Raw genomic sequence first — 25564 nt, forward strand, 5'->3', positions numbered from 1 at the left:
ATCGACCGATGTCGTCGTCGGCGTCCGCCTCGACAGAACCCCTAGGCGAGCCCCTGAGCGTCCTCGAGCAGGCAGGACTCGTCTTCCTCGAAGTCCGGGGCCTGGAAGAGGTTCGCCGTCAGGGGCGGCGAGGACGTGGCGGAATGGCGGGGTTGCTCTTCCACCGCGGAGAACAGCGAGGTCGAATCGATGAGAGGTCCGTCCTTCGTCATAGGCCCCCGAAGGGGCCTGGGCCTGGTCAGCCGTGACCGCGTGGGGCGGTGCTACAGCTTGAACATCTTGGTGTAGGGGCTCAGGATCCGCATCCGTGCAGAGCCGAAATCGACGAGTGCCGCGATTCCCTCCTCGGTCTCGGTCACCCGGCCGAGGCCGTACATGTCGTGCGCGACCTGGTCGCCGGCAGCGAAATGCTTGGGAATCGGCGTGACCGCGGCCTTGAAGGGACTGGTGGGCAGATGACGCTTCTGTGCAGCAGGCTTTGTCATTGCACCTAGTGTGCGCCAGCGGCGGCCCATTTGCTGCAGCTGTCCACATCGGATGCTCGGCGCAGCCCGAAAAACACCCACCGTTTTGCGGAAGAAGCGGGATAAATCGGTGACGCGGTCTTCGCCCGAACGTAGACCACAGCGGCCGATCGGGCCCGTACCCGCCCCCGGCACGGCCCCGAGCACCCGGCGCCGCACGGCCCTCCGGCCGTCCCGGGAGGAGCGGCCGGCTCCCCCGATGCGAATCCGCGGGAAAAGACGAGACGGGCAGGCAGGGCGACGGAGCAGACGTTCCGGCGCGGTCCCGGGGGACTGCACGCGAGGCGCGTCCAGCGGCGGGGGCGGGTGAGGGCTGCCCGCGGACGCGGCGGCCTCGGCGGGCCAGGCCGCTCGTACGCACGCTCGTCGACCGGGACGCCCGACGCTCGGCCGGGAGGGGGGGAACGATCGCCGGGCCGAGTGTTCTACGATCAGGCGTTCGGCGTGGCCGAGCCAAGGGGCGGGCCTGCGGCTGAGGGCCGCAGAGGAATAGCAAGGGTGGGGAATTGTCCAAGCACCGTTTGTCCAAGAAGGGCCGTTACATCGCCTGGACCACGGCGGGGGCCGCGGCTGTGGCAGGGGGCCTGGTCCTGGCGCAGACGTCGATGGCCGCGACCACCTGGCCGGCGCAGAAGACCTTCACCGGTCGCGCCTTCGACACCTGCACCGCTCCTTCGCAGGCCGCGATGAAGGCCTGGAAGGCCGACGGCTACTACGGTGCGGCCGCCGTCTACGTCGGCGGGAAGAACCGGGGCTGCGCGCAGCCGAACCTCACCGCGTCATGGGTGAAGACGGTCAACTCCGCGGGCTGGAAGCTGATTCCGATCTACGTCGGCGCGCAACCGCCGTGCCAGACCGGTTCCAGCCCGGAGAAGATCACCGCCGCCACGGCTGCCGCGCTCGGCGCGAGCGACGGCAAGGACGCGGTCGCCAAGGCCGCGGCGCTCGGGATGAAGGCCGGCTCGCCGATCTACCTCGACATGGAGTCGTACGCCGTCACGAACACCTCGTGCAACAGCGCCGTCCTGACGTACGTCCGCTCCTTCACCAAGACGCTGCGTGCCAAGACCTACCGCGGCGGCTACTACGGCTTCAGCACCTCCAGCGCGAAGGCGATCGCCACCGCGGCCGACAAGACCGACCTGCCCGGCAACCTCTGGTACGCGCTGTACGACGGCAAGGCCAGCACCACGACGGACTGGCCCTGGGACCCCAAGCTGTTCACCGACCACAGCCGGGGCCACCAGTACACCGTCAACAGCAAGGAGACCCGCAAGGGCTACACCCTCACGGTGGACCGGGACGCCTGGGACGGTCCGGTGGCAAGCATCGGCTGATCCCCGTCCGCCCGGCTCGCGCGTCAGCCCGTGGGTCACTTCGAGACGAGCTTCCGCGCGGCCGGCCTGGATGTCGGTCCGCGGGGCTTGATCGCTGCGGGGGTCCGCTGGTTGGCTGGCCCGCATGAGTGATCTGGGGTCAGTCGGCTGGCCGCCTGAGCCGATCAGGACCGGCAGGCTCGTACTGCGTGGGTCGCAGGCCCGGGACCGTGCGGCGTTCGTCGAGTTGCTGGCGGCGCCGGAGGTGCACACCTACCTCGGTGGGCCCCGGCCGCGGGCCGAGTTGGAGCGCGAGCTGCCCGAGGTGCCCGAGCGGTGGCCCGGGAGTTTCGTCGTCGAGCTCGACGGGGGGATGATCGGCCAGATCCTGCTCAGGAGGGCGACGGAGCACCGTCGCCCGGCCGCCGCGGGGAAGGTCGATCTCGGCTACCTGTTCCTGCCGCGGGCGTGGGGATGCGGGTACGCCGCCGAGGCGTGCGCGGCGGCACTCGACTGGTTCGACGGCGTCCTCCCCGGCGAGCCGGTGGTGCTCACCACCCAGTCCGCCAACACCGCCTCGATGCGCCTCGCGGCGAAGCTGGGGTTCGCCGAGGTGGAGCGGTTCCGCGCCTGGGACGCCGAGCAGTGGCTCGGCCGGCGGCCCCCGGCCCCGCCGTCTGCTTGAGGCCCTGGGGCGCAGAGGGCGGCGGTGGTTGTCACGTGTGCGGACCGGGCGGTGTCTTCATGCCGACCAACCCACCAGGGACGCGTACGAGGAGACACACCATGGCGCTGCGACTGCCGAAGGCCGAGCTTCCCGCCGAGCTCCGGGAGAGCATGCTCAAGCAACTGGGCATCGTGCCCGAGAACGTCGAAGTGCTGTGGCACAGCCCCCCGGTAGCCCAGGACAACCTGGAGTTCGGCGCCAAGGTGGGTTCGTGGGAAGCGGTCGACCCGGGCCTGAAGTCGTTCGCGCACATGGCCGTCGCGTCGCAGGTCGGCTGCAGCTGGTGCCTGGACGTCGGCTATTTCCAGGCGCGGAACGAGAACCTGGACTTGGCCAGGGCGAGCCAGGTGCCGCGCTGGCGCGAGGCGGACGTGTTCACGCCGCTGGAGCGCGACGTCATGGGGTACGCCGAGGCGATGACGGACACCCCGCCGACCGTCACCGACGAGCAGTACGCCGCCCTTCTCGAGCGGCTCGGGGCGCCGGCGATGGTGGAGATCACCGCGTTCATCGCCTACGTCAACCTGGCGACCAGGGCCAACGTGGCGAACGGGGTCTCCTCCCAGGGATTCTCCGACGCCTGCGAGATCCCGCTGGCCGAGCGCCCGGCGACGTCCCGCGCAGGTTCCGCGCAATGACCGGTGACCCTTTCGTCGCCCACCGCAGCCTGCTGTTCACCGTCGCCTACGAGATGCTCGGCTCCGCGGCCGATGCGGAGGACGTGCTGCAGGAGACCTGGCTGCGGTGGGCCGACGTCGACCGGTCGCAGGTCCGCGATCCGCGGGCGTACCTCGTCCGGGCCGTCACCCGGCAGGCACTCAACCGCATACGCACGCTCTCCCGTCGCCGCGAGGACTATGTCGGCGAGTGGCTTCCCGAACCGCTGCTGACCCACCCCGACGTCGCCGACGACGTCGAACTCGCGGAGACCGTCTCCCTCGCCATGCTGACCGTCCTGGAGACGCTCGGGCCGGTGGAACGCGCGGTGTTCGTCCTCCGCGACGTCTTCGACCTGCCCTACGACGAGGTCGCCGAGGCCGTGGGGAAGACTGCCGCCGCCGTGCGGCAGATCGCCCGGCGGGCCCGGAACCACGTCGCCGCCCGGCAGCCGCGTGTCAGCGTGAGCCGGTCGGAACACCAGGCCGTGGTGGCCCGGTTCGTCTCCGCGCTGAACACCGGGCGGATCCAGGACCTCCTGGAGGTCATGGCCCCTGACGTGGTCCTCATCGCCGACGGCGGCGGGCTCACCGCCGCCGCACTGACCCCCCTCCGCGGGGCCGAACGCGTGGCGACGATGCTCGCCGGCACGGACCGCACCGGTGCCGAGACCACAGCGGTGTGGCTCAACGGCAGCCTGGCCATCCGGATCGCGTCCGGCAGCGGACGGGCCGCGGTGAGCCTGGTGATCAGGGACGGACGCATCACCCGGATCTACGCGATCTCCAACCCGCAAAAGCTGACCCGACTGGACACGCCGACCGATCTCAGCAGGTAGGCGCTGGCGGCTGGATTCGGGGCGTGCCAGGCCCGCACCACCCGCCCAGGCGGACGTCACCGCTCGCGGAGGAAGCCGCACAGCCCCACCAGGGACACGATCGCCCACGTCGCCTCCAGCAGGAGGAAGCCCCACTGGTGGGCCAGGGCGGCGTCCACGGTGAGGACGACGGAGCCGACGAGGTTGAGCGCGAGGTAGCTGCGCGATCGCGGATCGACCCGGCCGAGTTGCGCGAGGAGAAAGGGGAGGAGGATCAGAACGGAACCGAAGACCTGTACCAGCTGTTCGATCATGGCGACGCCTCGGTTCTCCTGGCCGCCGGATGCCGCCGTGCGCGCGGGCGCCGCACGACCGACCGCGCCCGGAGCCGGTTTCCCGGACCGGGCCTCCACCGGGGAGCGCGCCCCGCCTTCCCATCCCCGGCGCGGACTCCGCTGCTGCTGGTGCAGGTCCACCGCCGGCGCGACAGCCGGACGGCCATCCTGACCGAACTGCTCGCGTTCCATCTGGAGAACGACGCCCGGATCGGCGAGCACCGTAACGGATCGCCATCAAGCCCTGGTTCATCGACAAAGGCGAACGGCAGGACGTCTTCACGAACCTCGTGCGCGAGGCCGCCGATCGCGGACCGCGCGCCCACCCTTGCGGGCACCGCCCTGCTGGCCCTGACCGCCACCGTGCCCGGACAGGCCAGTGCCGCCGGCAACACCGCGTACTTCACCATGCGCGACATCACCGGCAGCAACTTCACCGTCGCGATCACCAACCCGGACACGATCCGCGAGGCCCGCGACATCGTCGCCTCCGGTGACCGGAAGATCATCATCGGCCGGATCGTCAAGTCCGCGGCCGCCTACAACGCTCCGTGGGACTTCCACTACAACCCCGACACCATCCAGTTCGCCGATCAGGGCATCGAGGTCTGCGACGCTACGACCCCCTACGTCGAGGACCACCTGGACGAGGCCGGCGGTGCCTTCCTGCCGGGCCTGTACTGGTGCAACTGGACCGGCCGGCTGATCGCCGAAGTCTCCCGCTGAGCCTCAGCCCGCAGCCGCGGCCAACACGGCCCGGCAGGGCACCCGGTGGACCGGGCGGCGTGATCTACCAGGGCACCATCACCGGCGTCGTGCGCATCGCCAACGGCTGACCGCGGGTAGGTGCACGGGGCAGGCTGCCGTGGCGTCATCCCTGGAGGACGAGAGAACGTGGCGACGTACAGCGAACTGGCCCCGTACACCTACCTGTTGGACACCGTTCCGCCCGGCACGCGCGCGCTGACCGTCGGATGGCTCGGCGAGGGGTCCGACTTCCCCGAGGGCGAGGTGCCGAGGGGTTTTCTCGACGCCTTCATCTCCCTGGCGAGGGACCACCCTTCGGCAAGGACGCGGGGGTGGCACGCGTGCCCACTCCCGCACGAGGAGGGCGTCCTCCCCTACCCCTACCGCGCGGAAGCCGGCGACGGCACCATCGCGCTGGGGTCCGCGGAGGTCCGGGTCCGATCGGCGTCGGGGGACGTCCTCGTCGCCCCCGACCTCGCCTACCACTACGTGAAGGACCACCACTACCTGCCACCCGGCGAGTTCATCGAGGCCGTCATGGCGAAGCGGCATGTCACCGAGCACGGCTCCTGACACCGATCCGCTGCCGCGGGCGGCACCTCATGAGCGAGTGGAGCAGGCGCGGCACCGTCCGTCCGGCCGACGTCTCAGATGCCGTCGAAGCCGTCGGCGGACTCCTGCGCGGCGAGCAGTGCGTCGCCGTGCGCCAGCGACCAGCGGCCCAGCTCGCGGAGCGGGCCGTCGACCAGCGAGCGGCCGAGCGGCGTCAGGGCGTAGTCGACGTGCGGCGGGGCGGTGGCGGTCCGCGGGTGGCGGCCGATCAGGCCGTTGGCCAGCAGGCGGCGCAGGGTGTCGGTGAGGACCTTGTCGCTGACGCCGCCGATCGCGGCGAGCAGGTCGCCGCGCCGCAACGGACCGGGGCCCAGGCCGACCAGTACGACCGGGTCCCAGGTGTGCGCGAACAGGTCGGTGGCCGCGCGCACCCGGCAGTCCGCGAGGGGTTCGTCGAAGCGGCCCGGCCGGTGGCGGGCACGGTCCCCGGCAGCGTCGGTGGTGCAGTGCCCGGTGCTGTCGCCGGTGAGGTCCTCGTCCATCGCCGCCATGGTCGCGCCTTCGTTCCCTACCGGCCGGTGCGTATCGGATTTTCTACGGTAGCCGCATCGCAGCCGGCGTCGTGGAGGAGCGGAAGATGCGGATCGGGATACTGGGCACGGGGACTCTCGCGGTCGGGCTGGGCGCCGCGTGGGCGCGGGCCGGGCACGAGGTGCTGGTCGCGGGCCGCTCGGCGCGGAAGGCGGCGGACGCGGCGGCGGCGATCGGCGGTGAGGCCGAGGCGGTCGAGCCCCCGGCGGCGGTCGCCGGCCGGGACGCGGTGCTGGTCGCCGTCACCTGGCAGGGCGTGGCGGAGATGCTCCGCGCGGCCGGCGCGGCGGACGGCTCGCTGGCGGGCACACCGCTCATCGACCCGACCAACGCGGTCGAGCACGGTGTCGGCGAACTCCTCCCCGCGGACGGCCGTGCCGCGGCCGAGCACATCGCCGGGTGGGCGCCGGGCGCGCACGTCGTCAAGGGCTTCCACCTCTTCGCCGCCGACCAGTGGTCGCCGGGGCGCGAACCGGTCACGGTCGCCCTCGCCGGTGATGACGACGGCGCTCTGCGTACGGTCTCCGACCTGGTACGCGACGCCGGCGGCCGCCCCGCCGTGCTCGGTCCGCTGCGCCGGGCCCGCCAACTGGAGGAGGTCGCCGGCTTCGTCATCGGCCTGGTCTTCGCCGGCGTCGATCCCAGCTCGGCGATTCCCCGGATGCCGATGTCCGCGTGAACGGGCCCGCACGCCATGCGGGCGTACGGTCTCGGCTGGTTCCCCGCGAACCGTGACGGTCCGGGTGCCTGCGACCCAATGGATGCGACGGGGAGGGGGACGTCGCGGACCTCCCGGCCGGGACCTGCGGATTTTCGCACCCCGGCGACGTGAACCGTGGGGAAACCCGGGCGCGTGGTGTCTGAGGGCGCCAGTACACTCGGCTCGCCCTGTGTGACCTCGCCACCATCGCGCGAGGGCGGGGCGCTTTCCCTTGGGGGGGGGAATCCATGACACTGCCTTCGGGCGCGCGTGCCTGTCGCACGCGCAGATCCACCTCCGCCGCGGCCGCATTGCTGCTCGGCGTGCTGGCCGCGCTCGTCGCGCCGACGGGCGCGGCGTTCGCGGCGACCGGCGGGGCCACCGGCCCGGTGGCCGGCTCGTCCACAACGGCGAGCGCGGCACCCGCCGTGAAGGCCCATGCGCGGCCCAAGGCCGCGACCGGCCCCGCCGCCGCCGGGCAGGCCCACCACGACGCCGCGATCCGCGAGATCCGGGCCGCCGACCTGCCCGAGTCCTGCTCAGGCGCCCTCGACCCTGTCACGGTCTACCACTGCGCGACCGTCCCGCAGGACGGCGCCGCGTACACGCTGACGGTGGCCAAGGGCCAGGACCTGCTGGCGTACGAGGTGGCATCCCAGGGCGACGACACGCTCGCCATGCTCACCGGCCCGGACGGCCAGAGCGTGTCCTGCCAGTCGTACGGCAACTTCCAGCAGAGGTGTCCCAGCGTCGCCGCCGGCACGTACACCCTCACGGTCACCGGTCGGTACGGTCTGACGCCCGAGTTCTCGGTGTCGTACCTGATGCCGCTGTCCACCGCGGGCTGCACCGCCGTGAGCGAGGCGGACACCGCGCTGGGCGACCCCAGGCACTTCACCGGCACGCTGGCCGCCGGGAGCATCGGCGACTGCTACGCCCTGCCCTCGGCCGCCGGGGACACCCTGCGGGTCCTCGCCTCGGTCTACTCCGAGTACATCACGGTCTACGACGCGGTCGGCACCGTGGTCTGCTGGCAGAACAATCCCTGCCGGCTGACCGGCACGGCCCCCTACCGGGCGCTGGTGTGGACCGACGGCGGCACCACCCTCGACTACGCCGTCACCGCCACGCGCCTGTCCGACCCCCAGGGCTGCGCGGCCGTACAGGTTCAGCCCTACGGCTCGGTGCCGGCCGCCAGCACCTCGCCCTGCCGCACGCTGCACATCCCCGCCGACGGCTCGTACCTGATCGGCGCCTCCAGCGCGGACCGTCAGGTCACGGGGGCACTGTCCACCACGGACGGCACCGAGGTCCCCTGCTACTCCGGCGACGACTACATGGCCCAGGGCTGTGCGCTCTCCGCGGGCGACTACATCTGGGCGGCCGGCACCAGCGACATCCCCGCGGCGGGCTTCGCCCTGGCCCTGCACAAGGTCGGCCAGACCGACGGCTGCACCACGGGACGCGACGACACCTACGCCTCCGGCCAGGCACAGGCCGCCGTCTCGGCGCCCGGCCAGGAGTTCTGCTGGACGCTGCCCACCGCCACGGGCAGCGGCCTGTACCTGGCGACCACCACCACCGGCCCCTCCCTGACGAAGGCGGTGTACGACGCCAAGGGCATCAGCCAGTGCGAAACCGACTACTCCTTCGACGTCTGCAAGCTGACCGGCACCGCGCCCTTCCGCATGGTGCTCGCCGCCCCTGCCACCGCCACCTACCAGGTGACGGTGCAGCGCACCGGCAACACCGCCGGCTGCACCACCTGGCCGCGCACCGCGTACGGCAGCGGTTCCGCGGGCGCGCACGTCGCGCTGACCGCCACGGCGCAGACCGCCTGCCTGGCGCTGCCCGCCGGCGGGCACTCCACGGGTGAGGTCTTCGACTACACCGACACCGGCAACCAGCTCAACGCCTCGTTCCAGGTGTACGACGCCAAGGGCGACAAGGTGTGCTCCTCCTTGGGCAGTTCGCTCGCCCCGTGCGCGCTGGCCTCCGGTGTCTCCTACGCGGCGCTGCTCGTCGGCACCGGCCGCGTCGACACCTACGACGTGGCGCGGCACGACGTCTCCGGCGGCGCGTCCTGTGCCGCCCCGGCGTCGACCGCGATGGGCGGCGCCTCCACCGGCTACACCCTCTCCTCTGCGCTGGACGAGCGGTGCCTGCGGGTCTCCGCCGCCGCGGGCGACAGGATGTGGTTCGCCGTCCGCACGCCCGGCGCCGCGCGCAAGACCGGCGCGGAACTGCTGGTCTTCGACGGCACCGGCCGCATCCTGTGCTGGCAGCACGGCTCGTCCTGCCGGGCCACCGGAGGCACGTCCTACGTCGTCGTGATCGCCGCCGACTACGGTGACGCGCCGATCGCGGCGCACGTCGACACCTGGAAGGTGGGCACCGCCTCCGGCTGGGCGCCGCAGTGCACCGCCCATCCGCTCACGCCGGACACCTTCACCCCGCGCAGCGGAACCCTGACCGAGACCGCGACCGCGTACTGCGCGGTGATGCCGGTCACGACCTGGCAGCGCTTCAACGTCTACGGCACGGACAGCGAGACCTCGTACCCGGCGACGCCGCAGTTCGACATGTTCAGCGCGGACGCGAGCCGATGGGCCGGCACCTCCATCGACTCCTATTACCAGTGCTTCGGTCAGAACTACGGCACCTTCGCCTACCAGTGCCTCGCCGACGGCAACGCCACGGCGACGCAGGCCGTCCTGATCCTGTCGCCGGGCGACACGGCGGCGCCGCTGGAGTACACGATGCAGGGCGTGTGCCAGTCCGGCTGCGCGAGCCAGACGCCGCTGCCGACCATCGGCGGGCTGAGCACGTCCACCGGGCAGTCCGGCACGCAGAACCAGCTCGTGGTCCACGGCGCGCACCTGACCCTCGACACCCAGGTGGAGCTGAGCCGGAACGGCGCGGCGGTGGGCACCCGCCCGAGTACGGCCGTCGCGATCACCGGCGACTCCACCTCGCTCACCGTGCTGCTTGACACCGGGGGCGTGTCGCCCGGCACGTACGACGTGTCGCTCGTCCGCTACGGCTCGCCCGACACCTCGGAGGACGGCACCCTCCACAACGCCTACACCGTCACCGCCGCCCCGGCGCCCGCGCGCAGTACCCTCGTGCCGCTGTCGCCGACGCGGTTCCTGGACACCCGGTACGGCACGGGTGCGCCCAAGGCCCGGGTCGGTGCGGGCGGTGTCGTGAAACTGAAGGTCGCGGGCGCGCACGGGGTGCCGGCGACCGGGGTCAGCGCGGTGGTCATGAACGTCACCGCCGTCAACCCGAGCACCGGCGGCTTCGTGACCGTCTACCCCGACGGGCAGCCGCTCCCCTCGGTGTCGAACGTCAACTTCCGCGCCGGGCAGACCATCCCCAGCCTCGTCACCGTTCCGGTGGGCGCCAATGGGACGGTGGATCTGCGCAACACCTATGGCGCGGTCGACCTGGTGGCCGACGTCACCGGCTACTACACGTCCTCCGGCGGCGGTTCTTCGCTCAAGGCGCTGTCGCCGACACGGTTCCTCGACACCCGGTACGGCACGGGTGCGCCCAAGGCCCGGGTCGGTGCGGGCGGTGTCGTGAAACTGAAGGTCGCGGGCGCGCACGGGGTGCCGGCGACCGGGGTCAGCGCGGTGGTCATGAACGTCACCGCCGTCAACCCGACCTCCAGCGGCTTCGTGACCGTCTACCCTGACGGCAGCGCGGTGCCGCAGGCGTCGAACCTGAACTTCACCAAGGGCGAGACCATCCCCAACCTGGTGATCGTTCCGGTGGCGGCGAACGGGACGGTGGACCTGCGCAACGCCTACGGCACGGTAGACCTGGTGGCCGACGTCACCGGCTACTACACCGCGTCGGGCGCGGGGTTCTCCACCGCGGGACCGGTGCGGCTGCTGGACACGCGCACCGGCCTGGGCGCGCGGGCCGGCACGGTCGGGCCGGGCGGAGTGGTCAGCATCCCGGTCGCCGGTGTGGCGGGCGTGCCGTCCCAGGACGAGGGCCTGACCGCCGTCGTCCTCAATGTGACGGTGACCGGGCCCAGCACCTCCGACTTCCTGACCGTCCACCCGCACGGCCGGCCCCTGCCGGGGGCGTCGAACCTGAACTTCACGAAGGGCGAGACGATTTCCAACCTGGTGGTGGTACCGGTGATCGACGGCCGCATCACCTTCGCCAACCACTTCGGCACGGTCAACGTGGTCGCCGACCTGAACGGCTACTTCACCTCGACGACCGCCTGACCCCGAGGTCCGGTCCCTGGTACGACGTCGTCGGGCCCCCGCCGCTCTGCTCGCGGCGGGGGCCCGACGACGTCGTGGCCGGTGAGGCACGCCCCACCGAACGGTGCGGGATCTACGACGCGGCCCAGGCCTGCTCCAGCTGGGTGCGGAAGGGGGCGGGCTCTCGGCCGATCAGTTCGGTCAACGTGGGGTCGACAACGGTGAACTCACCGTTGCGCGCCGCCGCGAAGATGCTCAGCATCAGGTCGGCGATCGGAGCCGGCGCACCGTGCGCCAGCGCCTGCTCGCGGAAGTCGTCATCGGCGACGACGGTGCGGGTGAAGGACCGGCCGGTGACCTCGGCCGCGATCTCGGCGACGGCGTCGAAGTCGAGCGCCGCCGGGCCGGTGAGCGGCGGGGTGGGTCCCTCGAAACGGCCCTCGTCGGCGAGGACCGCCGCAGTGGCCTCGGCGAGGTCGTCGTGTCCGGTCCAGGTGACGGGGCCGTCGGCGGGGAGGGCGATGTCGCCGGTGTGGCGCGCGGGCTCCAGGAACTGCAGGGCGCTGGCCGCGTAGAAGCCGTTGCGCAGCGCGGTCCAGGGCAGGCCGGTGGAGCGCAGCAGGTCCTCGGTCCTGGCGTGGTCGCGGCATGCCTGGAAGCGGGAGTCGTGGGCGGCGCCCATCTGGCTGGTGTAGAGGATGCGGCCGACGCCGGCCTTCACGGCGGCGTCGATGGCGGTGCGGTGGCCGGCGACGCACTCCTCGCCCGTGCGGTCGAGGGAGACGAGGAGCAGTTGCCCGGCGCCCTCGAAGGAGTGCACGAGCGAGGCGGGATCGTCGAAGCTGCCCTGCCGGACGCGGACGCCGCGGTCGGCGAGGTCCTGGGCCTTGCGGGGGTCGCGGACGCTGACACCGACGCCGTGGGCGGGGACACGCTCCAGGAGGCGCTCGACGGTGCGGCGCCCGAGCTTTCCGGTGGCTCCGGTCACGATGATCACGGGGTTTCTCCCAACATTGCTTCCAGCGGAATCATCTCAACGGTAACATCGAAACTAACGCCGGAAGCAAATCCTCGATATCGTTGATTCATGCCTGCTCGTGACACCACCGACAACCCGCGCCGTCGCATCGTCGTGGCGGCCGTCGAGCTGCTCGAGAGCGGCGGGCCGGACGCCGTGAGCACCCGCGCGGTCGCCGCCGCGGCCGGGATGCAGCCGCCCGCGATCTACCGCCTCTTCGGCGACAAGGAGGGCCTGCTGGAGGCAGTCGCCGAGCACGGCTACGCACAGTTCCTGGAGAGCAAGCGCGCGCAGCTCGATTCCGCCCCGGACGACCCGGTGGAGGAGCTGCGCCGCGGTTGGGACCTGGTGGTCGAGTTCGGGGTCTCGCGCCCTGAGCTGTTCGCGGTGATGAACCGGGCCACCGGCCGGGGGCCGGACGCGGCACACCGCGCGGGCCTGGAGATCCTCCGCGGGCGGGTGCGCCGGCTGGCGGCCGGGGGGTGGCTGCGCGTCGACGAGGAACTGGCCGCCCAGATCATCCAGGCCACCGGCCAGGGCGCGGTCACCACCTGGCACTCCACGCCCGCAGAACGCCGCAATCCGCTGCTGCTGACCATCCTGCGCGAGTCCATGGTGGCCGCCGTCACGCGCGCCGAACCGACGGTCAACCCCGCGGAGTCCGGCCCCGCCCCCGCGGCCCGCGCACTGCGCGCGGCCCTCCCCGACGACGCCGGCGTCCTCAGCGACGCCGAGCAGCACCTGCTGCGCGAGTGGCTCACCCGCCTGGCGGCGGACGGCGGCGCACCGCGAGCCTGACCCCGCGTGCCGGGCGCCGAACGGGGACCGAGAAAGGCCGTGTCAGACCCGCGTGTCAGATACGGCGAGGCTGTCTCGTCTCAGGTGGCGACGACAGGTTCCGCAGGAACCGACCTCGACACGAAGGAGCCGGCCATGAGCGAAGAGACCACCCACCAGCAGGTCGCGCTGGTCACCGGGGCCAACAAGGGCATAGGCCGCGGGGTTGCCGAGCAACTCGCCGCGCTCGGCATGACGGTCCTGATCGGCGCCAGGGACCCGCGGCGTGGCGAGGAGGCCGCGGCGGAGTTGCGGGCTGCGGGCGGCGACGCGCACGCGGTCACCTTGGACGTCACCGACCCGGCCTCCGTCCGCGAGGCCGCACAGCAGATCGAGGAGCGTTTCGGCCACCTCGACGTGCTGGTCAACAACGCCGGCATCACCGGCTCCGGGCAGGTCTCGCCCGAGAACGCCCACGATCAGGTCCCCAGCGCTGTCGACCTCGACACTGTGCGGGCGGTGTTCGAGACCAATGTCTTCGGGGTGATCGCGGTGACCAACGCCGTGCTGCCGCTGCTGCGTCGATCGCCGGCAGCACGCGTCGTCAACGTCAGCAGTCACGCCGCGTCGCTGACCCTCACCAGCGATCCGGACGGGCCCTTCGCCGCACTACTGCCGTCCGCGGCGTACTCGCCGTCCAAGAGCGCACTGACCGCACTGACCGTGCAGTACGCCAACGAGCTGCGCAAGGACGGCATTCTCGTCAACGCCGCCGCACCCGGCTACGTCGACACCGACAGCAACGACCACACCGGCTTCCTCACGGTCGCACAGGGAGCCGCGATCGTCGTACGCCTGGCCGTCCTGGGCGCGGACGGGCCGACCGCCGGATTCTTCAGCGAGGACGGCCCGGTGCCCTGGTGACGGTGCCACCGAACCGCGGTGCCTTCCCCGGGTCACGAGGTGTCGCCCCGGCATCATCGGCAGCAGGGTTCTCACGGAGGAGCGGGTGTGACGAAGGCCGAGGAATTCGAGCAGTTGAGGCCGCTGCTGTTCTCGATCGCCTACCGGATCCTGGGGGCTGTGAGCGAGGCCGAGGACGCGGTCCAGGAGACATGGCTGCGCTACCAGGCCGCCTCCGCCCGGCCCCGGTCGGCCAAGGCGTTCCTGTCGACTGTGGTCACCCGGATCTCGATCGACGTGCTGCGCTCGGCTCGCGTCCGCCGGGAGGAGTACGTCGGCCCGTGGCTTCCCGAACCGCTGCTGACCGACCCGTACGACGACCCGGCGCGGTCCGCGGAACTCGCGGACTCGCTGTCGATGGCCGCCCTGCTGCTGCTGGAACGGCTCACCCCGCTCGAACGCGCGGTTTTCGTCCTGCGGGAGGTGTTCGCCTTCGGGTTCCCGGAGATCGCCTCGGCCGTCGGACGGACGGAGGCGGCGTGCCATCAACTCGCGGTACGCGCACGCCGCCACATGGACGCGGGCCGACCCCGGTTCGAAGCCGACCGCGACGAGCGCAAGGAACTCGCCGAGCGGTTCTTCGACGCCTTCCGGGAGGGCGACGTCGACGGGCTGGCCCAACTGCTGGCCGCCGACGTACAGATGGTCGGTGACAGCGGCGGCAGGGCCCCGCAATTCGTGCCCGTTCTCCTCGGTGCCGAGCCCGTGCTCCGGCTGCTCGCGGCGTTCACCCCCCTGGTCGTCAGGGGGGCCGGCGTCGTGCAGCCCCAGCAGGTGAACGGCCAGCCGGGCGCGATCCTCCGCGACCGGGACGGCCGGGTTCTGGGCACCTGGTCGCTCGACGTCGTCGACGGGCGGATCCAGACGATCCGCACGGTGAACAACCCGGAGAAGCTCGGGCATATCGGGCCGGTGGGGGACGCCTGGGAAGCGCTCCGCGAGGCGAACCATCAGCGCCCGAAGGCAGGTTGACCGAGGAGCCGGCGGTGCTCCGCGGCGGAGGAGCCCGGCCTCCGCCGACCGGGCTCCGGCCCGCATCGCACGGCGTCATCGCGGCATCGCCGGGCACCGGCGTGCCGCGACGGGTCGCGTAGGCTTCGGCGTGTGGGAGAGGGAACCGGTCGGGTGCGCGGGGAGATCAGTGTGTCCCGTATCGCCGACCTCGCGGGGGTGTCGGCCTCGACCGTGTCGAAGGTGATCCACGGGCGAACCGGGGTGTCGGTGGGCACCCGGCAGCGGATCGAGGAGCTGATCCGCGAGCACGGACGGGGACGGACCTGGCCCAGGTCGCCGCGCAGTACGCGGGATCGGGGACGACCGGCGGCACCACCACCGGAGGCACCACCACCGGAGGCACGACGACCGGCGGCACCACCGGGGGGACGACCGGCGCAACCTGCGCGGCCAGCATGCACATCGACACCCAGTGGGGCACCGGACTCGTCGCGACCGTGACCGTGACGGCGGGCGCCTCCCCCCTCACCGGATGGACCGACCGCTGGTCCTGGCCGGGCACCCAGACGGTGACCAGCAGCTGGAACGCGACCGTTTCCCAGAGCGGTGCAGCCGTGACGGCCAAGAACCTGTCGTACAACGGCTCCTTGGCAGCCTCGGCAGCGACGACCTTCGGCTTCCAGGCCGCCGCGAGCGGCTCGTTCAGCGTGCCGTCGCTGTCCTGCACACCCAACTGACCTTCCCCACCTCATGAGACCGGCGGAACGCCCCACACCTGCTCGTGACCAGGTACGGGGCGTTCCCCTCTCCGGCGATCAGGGTCGGCCGGTGGGTCCGGGTCAGCCGCGCACCGCAGCCAGGCATTCGTCGTACAGGTCGATGATGTCGCCCCTGCCGTCGCTGGCGACCCACGTCATCGACGCGGCGTCCAGACACGCGAACGCCGTCGCGACCACCGCGCGCGCCCTCGGATCGGCGCTGCCGGCACGGGTGTCCATACGCGCCTCGACAAGCGGCAGCAGATCCTCCTGGAACCGCAGCCGCTTTTCGAGGTAACCGGCGCGCAGCGAGGCGGTGTTGTGCAGGAGGCGAAACCGCTCAAGGGCCTGTTCGCGGCTGTCGTGCAGGGCCAGTACGGCAGCGACCCCCGCGCGCAGGGCCTCCCAAACGCCGACGTCGGCCGGCTGTTCGCTGATCGTGTCCGTCAGGACCTGCCCGAACCGGTCCTGGCCGCCGCCGAGAAGGTCCTCCTTGGCACCGAAGTAGCGGAAGAGGGTGCGCTGGGAGACACCGGCCTCCCGAGCGATCTGGGCGACGGTCGTCTCGTCGTAGCCCTGCTCGGTGAACAGGCGCAGGGCGGTCTCGAGGATCTCCCGGGTGGCCAGCTGCCGGGTCCGCTCCCACAGCGTGGCCGGCGCACCCGCCGCCGTCCTGGCTTCCTGCTTCATACGCCCAGGTTAGCTGAGGCCTGCCAGTCCGGCACTCATACGCAGTCTGGCAGTCGCTGCCATCATGTCGTACGCTGCCATAGGCGAGCACCGCTGACCGGAGCCGCCCACCGATCGCTCTCCGATCACCGTCAGCACGCAGAAAACCCGGAATCACGCAAAGGAACACCTCATGTCCGCGCCCGCAGCATTGATCACCGGTGGAACCAGCGGCATCGGCAAGTCGACGGCTGAGCTGCTCCACTCCCGCGGCTATCGCGTCATGGTCACCGGAGTCAGAACCCTCGCCACCGCCGGACTTCCCGACGGCATCACGGTCGTCCGGGCCGACGCACGATCCCTGCCGGACATCGAGCACGCGGTGGACCAGGCACACCGGCAGTTCGGCTCCCTGGACCTCCTGTTCCTCAACGCGGGCATCTCCCGCCCCGGTCCGATCGAGTCGACCGGCGAAGACGATTTCGACGCCCTGTTCGACATCAACGTCAAGGGCAACTTCTTCACCCTGCAAAAGGCGCTCCCACTCCTCAACGAGGGCGCCTCGGTCGTGTTCACCGTGGGCGCGGGCGAAGGGCTCGGAGCCGCCATGACAGCCGCCAAGGGCGCACTGCTGCCCCTCATGCGGTCCCTGTCGCTCGAACTCGCCCCCCGCCGCATCCGCGTCAACGCGGTCAGCCCCGGCCTGATCAACACCCCTGCCTACAGCAAGCTGGGGGTCTCTCCGGAGATGATCGACTCCTGGGCCGAGGGCGTCCCGCTCGGCCGCGTCGGCGCTCCCGCCGACATCGCCGAAGCCGTGGCCTTCCTCGCCTCGGACGCCGCCGGCTACATCACCGGCGACAACCTCGTCGTCTCCGGCGGCATGGGCGTCCACTCCCGCCCCTGACGAGCGCCCGGACAGCAGTGCGCGAAGCCGGCGGGTGGTCGGGCAAGCGCGCCGGCCGGATTCCGCGTTCCGCACACCTCCAGGACGGCATGCCACCTCAGCCCGGCTGGCCCTGGGACCCCGCCTCAAGGGTCGCGCGGAGGGCGGCCAGGGTAGAGGCGATGCGGGTCAGGTCGTCAGCGGGAACGGTCGCGGTAAGGGCAGCGAGTTCGTTCTCGACCAGGGGGCGGGATGCGGCCAGCTGCTTCTCGCCCTCGGGTGTGAGGCGGAGGACGGACGAGCGGCGGTCCTGGGGGTGTGCGACCCGTACGCACCAGCCCGCAGTGACCAGCCGGTCGACCGCCTTGCTGACGGCCCCCACGGTGATCGCGAGTTCACCGACGATGTCGAGCACGCGGCACCCGGGCACGCGGTCGATGATCTCCAGGAACTCGAACTGTCCTAGCCCCAGACCCTGTTCGGCGCGCAGTCGTGCGCTCACCACGTTGTAGAGGCGGGTCTCGACGCGGACGAGGTCGGTGAAGACCGGGGTGACGTGGCTCACAGCAACCTCCAGTAGATTCCCGGGAATCATCTTCCGTGGAATCCGGTTGGGCTCAGGTGGATGGATTCCCAGGAATCCATCCTCGCATCCCGACCCATGGAGGCCTCACATGTCACGACACCAGCGCGACGCCCTGGACGCCATGCTCCGATCCGCCCCTCGCAGCGAGACGCCGCCCACCGTCGAGGAGCAGCGCAGCGGATTCGCCGCAGCTGTCGCCCGCCCCGCGCCGGAGGGCGTGGCCACCCGCAGGACCGTCCTGGGCGGGCGGCCGACCCTGGAGCTGGAGCCGGCCGAAGCGCACGGCCGCGGCCGGCTGCTCTACCTGCACGGCGGCGGCTACGTCATCGGCTCACCGGACACCCACGCAGGGCTGGTGGGTGAACTGGCCCGCCGCGCCGGGCTGCGAACGATGTCGGTGGATTACCGGCTGGCGCCCGAGCACCCTTTCCCCGCGGCCGTCGACGACGGACTCGCCGCGTATCGCGAGCTGCTGGCGGCGGGCACCGACCCGCGGGACCTGGTGGTGGCCGGCGACTCCGCCGGCGGCGGCCTGAGCATCGCCACGCTGCTCGCGGCCCGGGAGGCCGGGCTGCCGCAACCGGCCGCCGTAGTCCTCTTCTCCCCCTGGGTCGACCTCACCCTCGCCGGGGACAGCATCCGGTCCAAGGACGGCGCCGACCCCATCTTCACCGAAGCCGACGTGCGCGCGTACGCCGACCTCTACGTCGGCGCAGGCGACCGGGCGCACCCCCTGGCCAGCCCGCTGTTCGCCGACCTCACCGGACTGCCCCCACTCCTCGTGCAGGTCGGGGCGAACGAGGTGCTGCTCGACGACGCGGTCCGGCTGGCCGGCCGCGCGGCCGCGGACGACGTCGACGTCACCCTCGACGTCTCACCGGGCCTGCCCCACGTCTTCCAGCACCACTACGGCCGCCTCGACGAGGCGGACGCCGCACTCGACCGCGCCGCCCGCTTCCTCACCACCCACCTGACCGCCGCACCTCTCGAACCGACCCACTGAAAGCTCGACCTCGCTCGGCCGCCGGGGACAGATCGCCCGGTTCTGACCCGGCGCCTGCTCGCCGGACTCCGTGGCCTGCCTGCACGCGGGTCGAGGGTCAACCCCGGCCGACGAGCGAACCCATCCGGCGTGCCGCGGGCGTGACTTGCGAACCTGCGACTGCGGCCAGACCCGCGGCGACCGCCGACCGCACGGGTCAACACACGTAAACCTCGCATTGGATGTCCGTTCACCTGTCCGTTCCCGACGGGACGTGCGCCGCACGCACGCTGCTGCGGCACGGGTCGAACTCATCGAGGAGACACAGTGAAAAGAAGGTCCTTCGCGGCCGTGGGCGTGGCCCTCGCGCTCAGCGTCATACCAGCCGCCACGACGGCCGACGCGAGCGACTTCGGGCACGGGACCCGGGCGCCGTTCACGCTCGCCGTGTACGGCGACGCTCCGTACGGCACCTCCCCGACCGACACCTCCGAGTTCGACGCGACGCCGGCGTTCATTGCCAACGTCAACGCGGACCCGGACGTCAGCGGCGTGATCCATGTCGGTGACATCCATTCCGGCAAGCAGTACTGCACCGCCGCGTACGACCGGTCCGTCGCCGCCCTGTGGAAGACCTTCGCCGATCCGCTGGTCTACACCCCCGGCGACAACGAGTGGGCCGACTGCCACAAGGTCGCGGAGGGCGGCGGCACGTACAACCCGGCCACCGGGCAGATCGACCCCGTGCTCGACCCGGCCACCGGCAAGCCCGTGGACCACGCCTCCGGCAACCCGGTCGCGAACCTGGACCTGGTCCGCCAGTCCTTCTTCCCCAAGCCGGGCCACACCCTCGGCAGCGGGACGCTGCGCGTGCTGTCGCAGGCGCAGGTGCCCGACCGGGCACACCCCGAGGACGCCCGGTACGTGGAGAACGTGCTGTGGGTCAAGAACGGCACCCTGTTCGTGACCGTCGACGTGCCCGGCGGCTCCAACAACGACGCCGACCCCTGGTACGGCGCGCCGACCGCCTCGCAGCAGCAGCTCGACGAGGCCGCCCACCGCACCGCGGCCGACGTGCGCTGGCTGGACACCGCCTTCGCGCTCGCCAAGGTCGGCGGCGTGTCCAGCGTCGTGGTCGCGACCCAGGCCGACATGTGGGACCTGGACGGCAAGCCCGCCGCCCACGTGGCGAACTACGAGCCGGTCGTGTCCAGCCTGGCCAGGCACACCACCGCCTTCGGCAAGCCGGTGCTGCTGCTGGTCGGCGACTCGCACGTCTACCGCTCGGACGACCCGCTCGCCCAGGGCGCGCCCTGCACGGGCGACGCGGACGTCTGCGCCTACGACGCCTGGAACAGCCACCCGTCGTACGACGTCACGAACTTCCACCGCATCGTCGTGCACGGCAGCACCACCCCGCTGGAATGGCTGAAGCTGACCGTCACCCCGGGCGCCCACCGCCTGACGACGGCCACCTCCTTCGGCCCGTTCACCTGGAGCCGCGTCACGGAGAACTGACGCCGACCGGCACCGAGCTCCCGCGAAGGAGCGGCCCGCCCACCGCTCGGTGGGCGGGCCGCTCCTTCGCGGTTCGTGACCGCCTGGCGTCAGATGCTCTGCCGGCCGAAGTAGTCGATCACGATGTGCACGGTGCCCGAACTGCCGTTGTGGAAGACGACCTTGCCGTCCTTGCCCACCGGCACGATCACCTGGTTGGCCACTGTCTGCCCCTTGACCCAGTTGAGGTTCGAGGTCGCGGGGCGGGGCGTGCCGCTGGGGTAGGCGGTGAGCACGCCCGCGGCGGTGGGTGCGGTGACGGTGACGTTCAGCACGACCGCCGACATCGGTACGGGCCCCATCGGGACGGTCAGGTCCCCGCCCTGCGGGACGACCCCGGCCTTGCGCAGCGTCATGCCCTCGTCGAGGTAGGTGTCCTTGCGGGTGTCCATCAGGCGCCAGGGGCCTTCAGCCCGGTAGGAGTTCTTGCCGCTGGCTCCGTAGTAGCCGGCCAGGTCGGCGATGACGTCGGCCTTGCCGGTGCCGCCGTGCACGAAGAAGGAGACCTTGCCGTCGACGACCGGGACGGTCACGACATTGGGCACGACGGCGCCCGCGGTCCAGTTGACGTTGGACGCGGTCGGCGGGGTCTGGCCGTGCGGGTAGACGGTCAGCACGCCGCCGCTGGTGGTGTCCGCGACCGTGACGTTCAAGGTGACCGCCGTGACGCCGGTGGAGGGGACGCCGCCGACGCCGGCCACCTGGAGGTCGACGGTGTGCCCCAGCGTGACCGGGGCCCGCGCCGTGCCGATGCCCTTCCGGGTGTCGAGCAGCCGGGTGGGACCGGCGGGGCTGAACGGGCTGCCCTTGGCGCTGTAGTAGCCGGCCAGGTCGGCGACGACGTCCACGGTGCCGGCGACGCCGTTGGCGGAGAACGACACGGTGCCGTCCGCGCCGACCGGCACCGTCACCAGGTTGGCGACGGTCCGGCCGGCCGCCCAGTTGAGGTTGGACGCGATCGGCTTGGCCTGGTCGTGCGGGTACACCGTCAGTACGCCGGAGCTGGTCGGCCGGGTGACGGTGACGTTCATCGTCACCGCCGTGACGCCGGTGGCCGGCACCCCCGTGATGTCCGAGAGCTTCAGGTTGACCGTGCCGCCGATCCGCAGCGGCGCGGCCGTCCCTCCCGTGCCCGTGCCGTCGCGGGTGTCGAGCACCCGGGTGGGTCCGGTGGGCGTGAACACACTGCCGAAGTCCTGGTACTCCTCGGCGCCGCGGTCGCGGAACCCGGAGCCCGTGCCGGTGTTGGGCACGAGCGGGTCGTCCTGGGCCGGCCAGCCCCATGCGTCGGCGTCGAGCAGGCCCGGCGCGTTCTCGTCGGCCGAGTCCACCCAGGCCGCGGTCCTGGGAGCGGTGCCCTTCCAGGGGATGGTGGGGTCCGAGACGAAGTCGTGGGCGCCCTGCCCCGAGGCGGCCGTGAACGCCGGCCGGGTGGTGTACGGCGTACCGGCCCACGCGTAGGCCGGGCCGCCGCTGGTCGGGCTGACGACGTTGTAGTCCACCCTGGTGTCCGCGGCGGCCTGCGCCGAGACCGAAATACCGGTGTCCTTCGATCCGGCGGGGCAGCGCAGGGTCGGGTAGTCCGAGTCATCGCCGGTGTCGATGACGTTGTTCTCGACCACCGCGCCCGTCGAGGCTCCGTCGAGGATGACGCCCCCACCGCAGTTGCTGGAGATGGTGTTGCCGACCACGGTGGTGCCGGGCGCCCCCGTGGCCACGATCTGGGGGTCGCTGCCGCCGGAGTTCGAGATGATGTCGTTCGTGGTGACGACGGTGTTGCTCGCGCCCTGCTCGATGACGACGGCGGGGCCTATGGGATTGAGTTCGGAACCACCGAAGGTCACCCGGTCCGACCCTGTCCCGACGCGAACGGCGGCGGTGCCGGCTCCCCCGCCCCAGGGGAAGGAGCCGATGACCGAGACGTCGGTGGCGTGGTCGAACAGGGCGGGCTCGTCCTCGTCGGAGACGAACTGGAAGCCCTTGATGCGGATGTGCTGCGCGCCGGAGACCAGCAGCCCGTGCCCGGGGTGGCCCGCGTCGGACATGCCGACCACCGCCGAGCCGTCGTCGCTGGTGGCCCCGATGAAGGTGATGGGTGCCGCGGTGGTGCCCGACCGGGTCAGCGTGAGGTGCTCGCGGTAGTCGCCCACCGCGACGTGCACCGTCTGACCGGGCACAGCGGCGTCGGCCGCTGCCTGAACGCTGCAGTACGGGGCGGTCTTCGTGCCGCTTCCCGAGTTCGTGCAGTGCGACACGGAGCTGTTGTTGACATAGAGGTCGGTGCCCATGGCATGCGCACTCGCCGTCCCGATCACGGGAACGGCGAGTCCGGCCAGGAACGCGGCGCCGAACACGGCTGCCTTACGAGTTCTGATGAGTCCCCCCAGGGATCACGGCGGAATCGACTCCCCCGTCCGCGCAGGAGGTCCCGCCTCCATCCTGCGCCCGCCGGATCATCGCACACACCATGCGCCCGAGGTCACCACGGCACCACCCCGTCATCGTCGAAGAACGCGCCGGTCGGGCCGTCGTCGGGGAGGGACGCGAGCCGAATCGCGATCGCCGCGCCCTGTTCGGGGGTGCGCACGCCGCGGAGGCCGTTGAGGTCGGTCGCGCAGTAGCCGGGGCAGGCGGCGTTGATCAGGATGTTCGTGTCCCGCAGCTCCTTGGCGTACTGGACGGTCACAGCGTTGAGGAACGTCTTCGACGGTGCGTACGCCGCGGAGATCGGCCCTGTCTCCTCGCCGGAAGCGCTCTGCTTGGTGAGCGACCCGACGCTGCTGGACATGTTGACGATCCGCGGCGAGGCGGAACGGCGCAGCAGCGGCAGCAGCGCGTTGGTGACACGGATGACGCCGATCACGTTGGTCTCCACGGCCGTCCGTACGGTCGAGGGGTCGACCGTGGTGGGCGTCTGCGGCATGCCGCCGGTCACTCCGGCGTTGTTGACCAGGACGTCGAGGCGGCCGGCCCGCTCCTCCACCAGCCGGGCGGCGGCCGCCACGCTCGCGTCGTCCGTCACGTCGAGCGGCACGCCGAACGCGTCAGCGCCGCCCGCCCGCAGTTTCTGTACGGCGGCTTCCCGGCGTGCCCCGTCCCGGGCGCCGACGCCGACGCTCCAGCCGAGAGCGCCCAGGCCCACCGCGATCTCGTACCCGATTCCCTTGTTCGCGCCGGTGACCAGCGCGATCGTCTGTCCGCTCATGCGGTCCATCGTGTCCCGCACCCCCGCGACGCGGCCAACACCATCTGGGTAAGCGGCGATACCTCCCCGGTATCGGACCAGCTCACTGCCGTCGTTTCCGCCGGCGCCGAGGCGGGGTCAGGTAACTTGGCGGCATGGAGACGAGGGAGCTGCGGTACTTCGTCGCCGTCGCCGAGGAGTTGCACTTCGGGCGGGCGGCGCAGCGGCTCGGGATCGCCCAGCCTCCGCTGTCGCGGGCGATCCAGCAACTCGAACGCCGGCTCGGGGCCGCGCTGCTGGAACGCGGCAGCCGCGGTGTCACCCTGACCGACGCCGGGTCGGTGCTGCTGCGGGAGGGGCAGGCGGCCCTCGACGCGATCGACGCCGCCGAGCGCAGAACCCGCCGCGCCGCCCTCGCGCCGACCGGCCGACCCGGCGTGGTCCTCGTCACGAAGGCCGGAGCGACGGGCGAGCTACTGGCGAAACTGCTCGACGCCTACGCGGCCGAGCCCGGTGCGGTCGCCGTCGACGTGGTGCTGTGCGGGATCGGCGAGCAGGAGCGGCTGCTGCGGGACGGGCGGGCCGATGTGGCGCTGCTGCACCGGCCGTTCGACTCGACGGCCGGGCTCGACACGGAGGATCTGCACGCGGAGGGTCAGGTCGTGGTCCTTCCGGCCGGTCACCCCCTCACCGGCCGGACCCATGTGCGGATGTCCGACGTCGCCGCACTGCCCGGTCTGCCCATGCCCCGCTGGCCGAACCTCGACGGCACCTTCCCGGACGGTGCCGGCCCGCCGGTGCACAACCACACGCAACTGCTCCAACTGGTCGCGCTCGGCCGTGCGTCGGCGATCCTGCCCGAGTCGGTGCGCCCCCAGCTGAGGAACGGCCTCGTCGCCGTCCCCGTAGCCGACGCACCGACGGTGACCACGGTGATCGCGTGGCCGCCCCACAGCCGCTCCCGAGCGGTCGCCGCCCTCGTCCGGGCGGCTACCCGTCTCTGAGGACTGCCGGACTGCCCACAGAAGGCGCGGTCCCGTCGGGTACGAAGTTTCCCCGCCGGTGGATGAGGCCGCTCCGGCCCGCGGTGGACCGGACCACTCCGGCCAATCGCCGGCGAGGAGGGATCAGCGCAGGCCGGCGAAGAGGTCGTTCTCGGGTACGGCCGCGCCGGTGGTGTCCCGGACACGTACGAAGGTCTCCACGCCCATCAACTCGCCGAACCGCTCCTTGCCCATCTTGAGGAAGAAGATGTTCTCGCCCTGGCTGGCGTGCGCGGCCAGCGCGTCGAACTTCTGGCCGCTGAACGCGGTGGCGTCCACCCACGTGGTGATCTCGTCGTCGGGGAGGCCGATCTTGGCCATCGCGGCGGCCTCGGCAGGATCCGGTTCGGGCATGTCCTCAGCGAACTCCCGCATGACCTCGCCGAACCGCTGCATCATCGAGCGGGGCGCTGTGGTCCAGTACACCTTCGGTGTCAGCGTGGTCATCTCCAGCGCCGCCATCGTGATGCGGTGGGCCTGGATGTGGTCGGGATGGCCGTAGAAGCCGTTCTCGTCGTAGGTGACGACCACATCAGGTCGGTAGTGCCGCATGAGCTCAGCCAGTCGGGCGGCGCCTTCCTCGACCGGGGTCTGCCAGAAGGCCCCGGGGGCGTCGTTGCTCGGCCAGCCCATCATTCCCGAGTCGGCGTAGTCCAGCATCTCCAGATCGCTGATCTTCAGGACGTCACAGCTGGCCTGGAGTTCCTGACGGCGCATCGCGGTGACCGCTGCCGGATCGTGCCCGGGGTCGCCGGGCTTCACGCCCTCCGGTCCGTCACCGCAACCGCCGTCGGTACACGTCACGAGAACCGTGCGGATGCCCTCCGCCGCGTACCGCGCGAGGATTCCGCCGGTTCCGGTGGCCTCGTCGTCGGGGTGGGCGTGTACTGCCATGAGCGTCAAGGGCCGGTCAGTCATGAAACAGTCCTCCTGCGGAGATACGTCTTGGTCCGAAGCGCGTAGCGTGCTTACCACGATGCCGGGGCAGGGCCCGG

Annotated in this window: 27 protein-coding genes; 17 read left to right on the plus strand and 10 right to left on the minus strand. The window is 71.7% G+C overall.

Annotated features, from left to right (window positions below):
• Positions 1–41: 41 nt before the first annotated feature.
• Positions 42–164 carry a hypothetical protein gene (locus BUE44_RS39215; protein WP_265737150.1) on the minus strand — a complete coding sequence of 41 codons (123 nt, stop codon included), beginning with the start codon at positions 162–164 and terminating at the stop codon, positions 42–44.
• Between the two features lie 99 nt (positions 165–263).
• On the minus strand, positions 264–485 hold the full coding sequence (locus tag BUE44_RS07420) for a hypothetical protein (RefSeq protein WP_073495075.1): 222 nt from the start codon (positions 483–485) through the stop codon (positions 264–266).
• Positions 486–1030: 545 nt separating this feature from the next.
• On the opposite strand from BUE44_RS07420, the gene BUE44_RS07425 reads away from it, so the two are divergent.
• From BUE44_RS07425 to BUE44_RS07440, 4 genes are all read left to right on the plus strand, one after another.
• Complete coding sequence (locus BUE44_RS07425) at positions 1031–1861, plus strand: glycoside hydrolase domain-containing protein (protein WP_073495077.1); 831 nt, start codon at positions 1031–1033, stop codon at positions 1859–1861.
• Between the two features lie 124 nt (positions 1862–1985).
• The gene (locus BUE44_RS07430) at positions 1986–2525 is read left to right on the plus strand and encodes a GNAT family N-acetyltransferase (RefSeq protein ID WP_073495079.1); all 540 of its coding nucleotides are present in this window, start codon (positions 1986–1988) and stop codon (positions 2523–2525) included.
• 101 nt (positions 2526–2626) lie between these two features.
• Positions 2627–3205 (plus strand): carboxymuconolactone decarboxylase family protein, encoded by a 579-nt coding sequence (locus tag BUE44_RS07435; protein ID WP_073495081.1) that lies wholly within the window; start codon positions 2627–2629, stop codon positions 3203–3205.
• Entirely contained in the window at positions 3202–4062 is an 861-nt protein-coding gene (locus BUE44_RS07440) for an RNA polymerase sigma-70 factor (protein WP_073495083.1), read from the plus strand. Before BUE44_RS07435 ends, BUE44_RS07440 begins: the two co-directional genes overlap by 4 nt.
• A 56-nt stretch (positions 4063–4118) precedes the next feature.
• On the opposite strand, the gene BUE44_RS07445 is transcribed toward BUE44_RS07440, so the two are convergent.
• Entirely contained in the window at positions 4119–4355 is a 237-nt protein-coding gene (locus BUE44_RS07445) for a CBU_0592 family membrane protein (protein WP_073495085.1), read from the minus strand.
• 150 nt (positions 4356–4505) lie between these two features.
• On the opposite strand from BUE44_RS07445, the gene BUE44_RS38360 reads away from it, so the two are divergent.
• Together BUE44_RS38360 and BUE44_RS07455 are read left to right on the plus strand one after the other, a co-directional pair.
• Complete coding sequence (locus BUE44_RS38360) at positions 4506–5102, plus strand: BP74-related protein (RefSeq protein WP_235001953.1); 597 nt, start codon at positions 4506–4508, stop codon at positions 5100–5102.
• A gap of 168 nt (positions 5103–5270) precedes the next feature.
• Positions 5271–5696, plus strand: coding sequence for a DUF7919 family protein (locus BUE44_RS07455; protein WP_073495087.1), 426 nt, complete (start codon positions 5271–5273; stop codon positions 5694–5696).
• Positions 5697–5770: 74 nt separating this feature from the next.
• On the opposite strand, the gene BUE44_RS07460 is transcribed toward BUE44_RS07455, so the two are convergent.
• Complete coding sequence (locus BUE44_RS07460; RefSeq protein ID WP_235001954.1) at positions 5771–6226, minus strand: winged helix-turn-helix transcriptional regulator; 456 nt, start codon at positions 6224–6226, stop codon at positions 5771–5773.
• 86 nt (positions 6227–6312) lie between these two features.
• Here BUE44_RS07460 and BUE44_RS07465 point away from each other — a divergent pair, with 86 nt between their 5' ends.
• Both BUE44_RS07465 and BUE44_RS38365 read left to right on the plus strand, forming a co-directional pair.
• The gene (locus tag BUE44_RS07465) at positions 6313–6945 is read left to right on the plus strand and encodes an NADPH-dependent F420 reductase (protein WP_073495089.1); all 633 of its coding nucleotides are present in this window, start codon (positions 6313–6315) and stop codon (positions 6943–6945) included.
• A gap of 269 nt (positions 6946–7214) precedes the next feature.
• Positions 7215–11213, plus strand: coding sequence for a hypothetical protein (locus tag BUE44_RS38365; RefSeq protein WP_143172482.1), 3999 nt, complete (start codon positions 7215–7217; stop codon positions 11211–11213).
• 112 nt (positions 11214–11325) lie between these two features.
• Here the strand turns inward: BUE44_RS38365 and BUE44_RS07475 are convergent, their stop codons facing one another.
• Complete coding sequence (locus tag BUE44_RS07475; protein ID WP_073495094.1) at positions 11326–12189, minus strand: SDR family oxidoreductase; 864 nt, start codon at positions 12187–12189, stop codon at positions 11326–11328.
• 90 nt (positions 12190–12279) lie between these two features.
• Between BUE44_RS07475 and BUE44_RS07480 the strand changes: the two genes are divergently transcribed.
• The 5 genes from BUE44_RS07480 to BUE44_RS07500 all read left to right on the plus strand — a co-directional run bounded on the left by BUE44_RS07480 (position 12280) and on the right by BUE44_RS07500 (position 15641).
• A complete protein-coding gene (locus BUE44_RS07480; RefSeq protein WP_073495096.1) occupies positions 12280–13008 on the plus strand; it encodes a TetR/AcrR family transcriptional regulator in 729 nt (242 codons plus the stop codon).
• 135 nt (positions 13009–13143) lie between these two features.
• Positions 13144–13911, plus strand: a complete 768-nt coding sequence (locus BUE44_RS07485; protein ID WP_073495098.1) for an SDR family NAD(P)-dependent oxidoreductase — start codon at positions 13144–13146, stop codon at positions 13909–13911.
• A gap of 87 nt (positions 13912–13998) precedes the next feature.
• Complete coding sequence (locus BUE44_RS07490) at positions 13999–14922, plus strand: RNA polymerase sigma-70 factor (protein ID WP_073495100.1); 924 nt, start codon at positions 13999–14001, stop codon at positions 14920–14922.
• Between the two features lie 171 nt (positions 14923–15093).
• Positions 15094–15405 carry a LacI family DNA-binding transcriptional regulator gene (locus BUE44_RS37785; protein WP_265737152.1) on the plus strand — a complete coding sequence of 104 codons (312 nt, stop codon included), beginning with the start codon at positions 15094–15096 and terminating at the stop codon, positions 15403–15405.
• Positions 15360–15641, plus strand: a complete 282-nt coding sequence (locus BUE44_RS07500; RefSeq protein ID WP_073495102.1) for a cellulose binding domain-containing protein — start codon at positions 15360–15362, stop codon at positions 15639–15641. The genes BUE44_RS37785 and BUE44_RS07500 overlap by 46 nt, the downstream gene beginning before the upstream one ends.
• 102 nt (positions 15642–15743) lie before the next feature.
• Here the strand turns inward: BUE44_RS07500 and BUE44_RS07505 are convergent, their stop codons facing one another.
• Complete coding sequence (locus BUE44_RS07505) at positions 15744–16352, minus strand: TetR/AcrR family transcriptional regulator (protein ID WP_073495104.1); 609 nt, start codon at positions 16350–16352, stop codon at positions 15744–15746.
• A gap of 172 nt (positions 16353–16524) precedes the next feature.
• Between BUE44_RS07505 and BUE44_RS07510 the strand changes: the two genes are divergently transcribed.
• Positions 16525–17238, plus strand: a complete 714-nt coding sequence (locus tag BUE44_RS07510; RefSeq protein WP_073495106.1) for an SDR family NAD(P)-dependent oxidoreductase — start codon at positions 16525–16527, stop codon at positions 17236–17238.
• A 97-nt stretch (positions 17239–17335) separates the two neighbouring features.
• Here BUE44_RS07510 and BUE44_RS07515 read toward each other — a convergent pair whose 3' ends face one another.
• Positions 17336–17782, minus strand: a complete 447-nt coding sequence (locus tag BUE44_RS07515) for a MarR family winged helix-turn-helix transcriptional regulator (protein ID WP_073495108.1) — start codon at positions 17780–17782, stop codon at positions 17336–17338.
• A gap of 109 nt (positions 17783–17891) precedes the next feature.
• Here BUE44_RS07515 and BUE44_RS07520 point away from each other — a divergent pair, with 109 nt between their 5' ends.
• Complete coding sequence (locus BUE44_RS07520) at positions 17892–18806, plus strand: alpha/beta hydrolase (RefSeq protein WP_073495110.1); 915 nt, start codon at positions 17892–17894, stop codon at positions 18804–18806.
• Positions 18807–19112: 306 nt separating this feature from the next.
• Entirely contained in the window at positions 19113–20303 is a 1191-nt protein-coding gene (locus BUE44_RS07525; RefSeq protein ID WP_200804357.1) for a hypothetical protein, read from the plus strand.
• Between the two features lie 89 nt (positions 20304–20392).
• Here the strand turns inward: BUE44_RS07525 and BUE44_RS07530 are convergent, their stop codons facing one another.
• Both BUE44_RS07530 and BUE44_RS07535 read right to left on the minus strand, forming a co-directional pair.
• Positions 20393–22696, minus strand: a complete 2304-nt coding sequence (locus tag BUE44_RS07530) for a right-handed parallel beta-helix repeat-containing protein (protein WP_073495115.1) — start codon at positions 22694–22696, stop codon at positions 20393–20395.
• Positions 22697–22821: 125 nt separating this feature from the next.
• On the minus strand, positions 22822–23547 hold the full coding sequence (locus BUE44_RS07535) for an SDR family oxidoreductase (protein ID WP_073495443.1): 726 nt from the start codon (positions 23545–23547) through the stop codon (positions 22822–22824).
• A gap of 134 nt (positions 23548–23681) precedes the next feature.
• On the opposite strand from BUE44_RS07535, the gene BUE44_RS07540 reads away from it, so the two are divergent.
• Positions 23682–24530 (plus strand): LysR family transcriptional regulator, encoded by an 849-nt coding sequence (locus BUE44_RS07540; RefSeq protein WP_073495117.1) that lies wholly within the window; start codon positions 23682–23684, stop codon positions 24528–24530.
• A 123-nt stretch (positions 24531–24653) separates the two neighbouring features.
• On the opposite strand, the gene BUE44_RS07545 is transcribed toward BUE44_RS07540, so the two are convergent.
• On the minus strand, positions 24654–25487 hold the full coding sequence (locus BUE44_RS07545; protein WP_073495119.1) for a PIG-L family deacetylase: 834 nt from the start codon (positions 25485–25487) through the stop codon (positions 24654–24656).
• Positions 25488–25564: the final 77 nt, after the last annotated feature.

This window comes from Actinacidiphila paucisporea (assembly GCF_900142575.1).
Lineage (GTDB): Bacteria > Actinomycetota > Actinomycetes > Streptomycetales > Streptomycetaceae > Actinacidiphila > Actinacidiphila paucisporea.

Excerpts from the sequence above, each read along its gene's own strand:
- BUE44_RS07445 (WP_073495085.1), bottom strand. The coding sequence starts at position 4,355 with ATGATCGAACAGCTGGTACAGGTCTTCGGTTCCGTTCTGATCCTCCTC.
- BUE44_RS07520 (WP_073495110.1), top strand. The coding sequence starts at position 17,892 with ATGTCACGACACCAGCGCGACGCCCTGGACGCCATGCTCCGATCCGCC.
- BUE44_RS38365 (WP_143172482.1), top strand. The coding sequence starts at position 7,215 with ATGACACTGCCTTCGGGCGCGCGTGCCTGTCGCACGCGCAGATCCACC.
- BUE44_RS07435 (WP_073495081.1), top strand. The coding sequence starts at position 2,627 with ATGGCGCTGCGACTGCCGAAGGCCGAGCTTCCCGCCGAGCTCCGGGAG.
- BUE44_RS07430 (WP_073495079.1), top strand. The coding sequence starts at position 1,986 with ATGAGTGATCTGGGGTCAGTCGGCTGGCCGCCTGAGCCGATCAGGACC.
- BUE44_RS07505 (WP_073495104.1), bottom strand. The coding sequence starts at position 16,352 with ATGAAGCAGGAAGCCAGGACGGCGGCGGGTGCGCCGGCCACGCTGTGG.
- BUE44_RS07535 (WP_073495443.1), bottom strand. The coding sequence starts at position 23,547 with ATGAGCGGACAGACGATCGCGCTGGTCACCGGCGCGAACAAGGGAATC.
- BUE44_RS07485 (WP_073495098.1), top strand. The coding sequence starts at position 13,144 with ATGAGCGAAGAGACCACCCACCAGCAGGTCGCGCTGGTCACCGGGGCC.
- BUE44_RS07540 (WP_073495117.1), top strand. The coding sequence starts at position 23,682 with ATGGAGACGAGGGAGCTGCGGTACTTCGTCGCCGTCGCCGAGGAGTTG.
- BUE44_RS07545 (WP_073495119.1), bottom strand. The coding sequence starts at position 25,487 with ATGACTGACCGGCCCTTGACGCTCATGGCAGTACACGCCCACCCCGAC.
- BUE44_RS07460 (WP_235001954.1), bottom strand. The coding sequence starts at position 6,226 with ATGGCGGCGATGGACGAGGACCTCACCGGCGACAGCACCGGGCACTGC.
- BUE44_RS07510 (WP_073495106.1), top strand. The coding sequence starts at position 16,525 with ATGTCCGCGCCCGCAGCATTGATCACCGGTGGAACCAGCGGCATCGGC.
- BUE44_RS07420 (WP_073495075.1), bottom strand. The coding sequence starts at position 485 with ATGACAAAGCCTGCTGCACAGAAGCGTCATCTGCCCACCAGTCCCTTC.
- BUE44_RS07440 (WP_073495083.1), top strand. The coding sequence starts at position 3,202 with ATGACCGGTGACCCTTTCGTCGCCCACCGCAGCCTGCTGTTCACCGTC.
- BUE44_RS07480 (WP_073495096.1), top strand. The coding sequence starts at position 12,280 with ATGCCTGCTCGTGACACCACCGACAACCCGCGCCGTCGCATCGTCGTG.
- BUE44_RS07465 (WP_073495089.1), top strand. The coding sequence starts at position 6,313 with ATGCGGATCGGGATACTGGGCACGGGGACTCTCGCGGTCGGGCTGGGC.
- BUE44_RS07500 (WP_073495102.1), top strand. The coding sequence starts at position 15,360 with ATGCACATCGACACCCAGTGGGGCACCGGACTCGTCGCGACCGTGACC.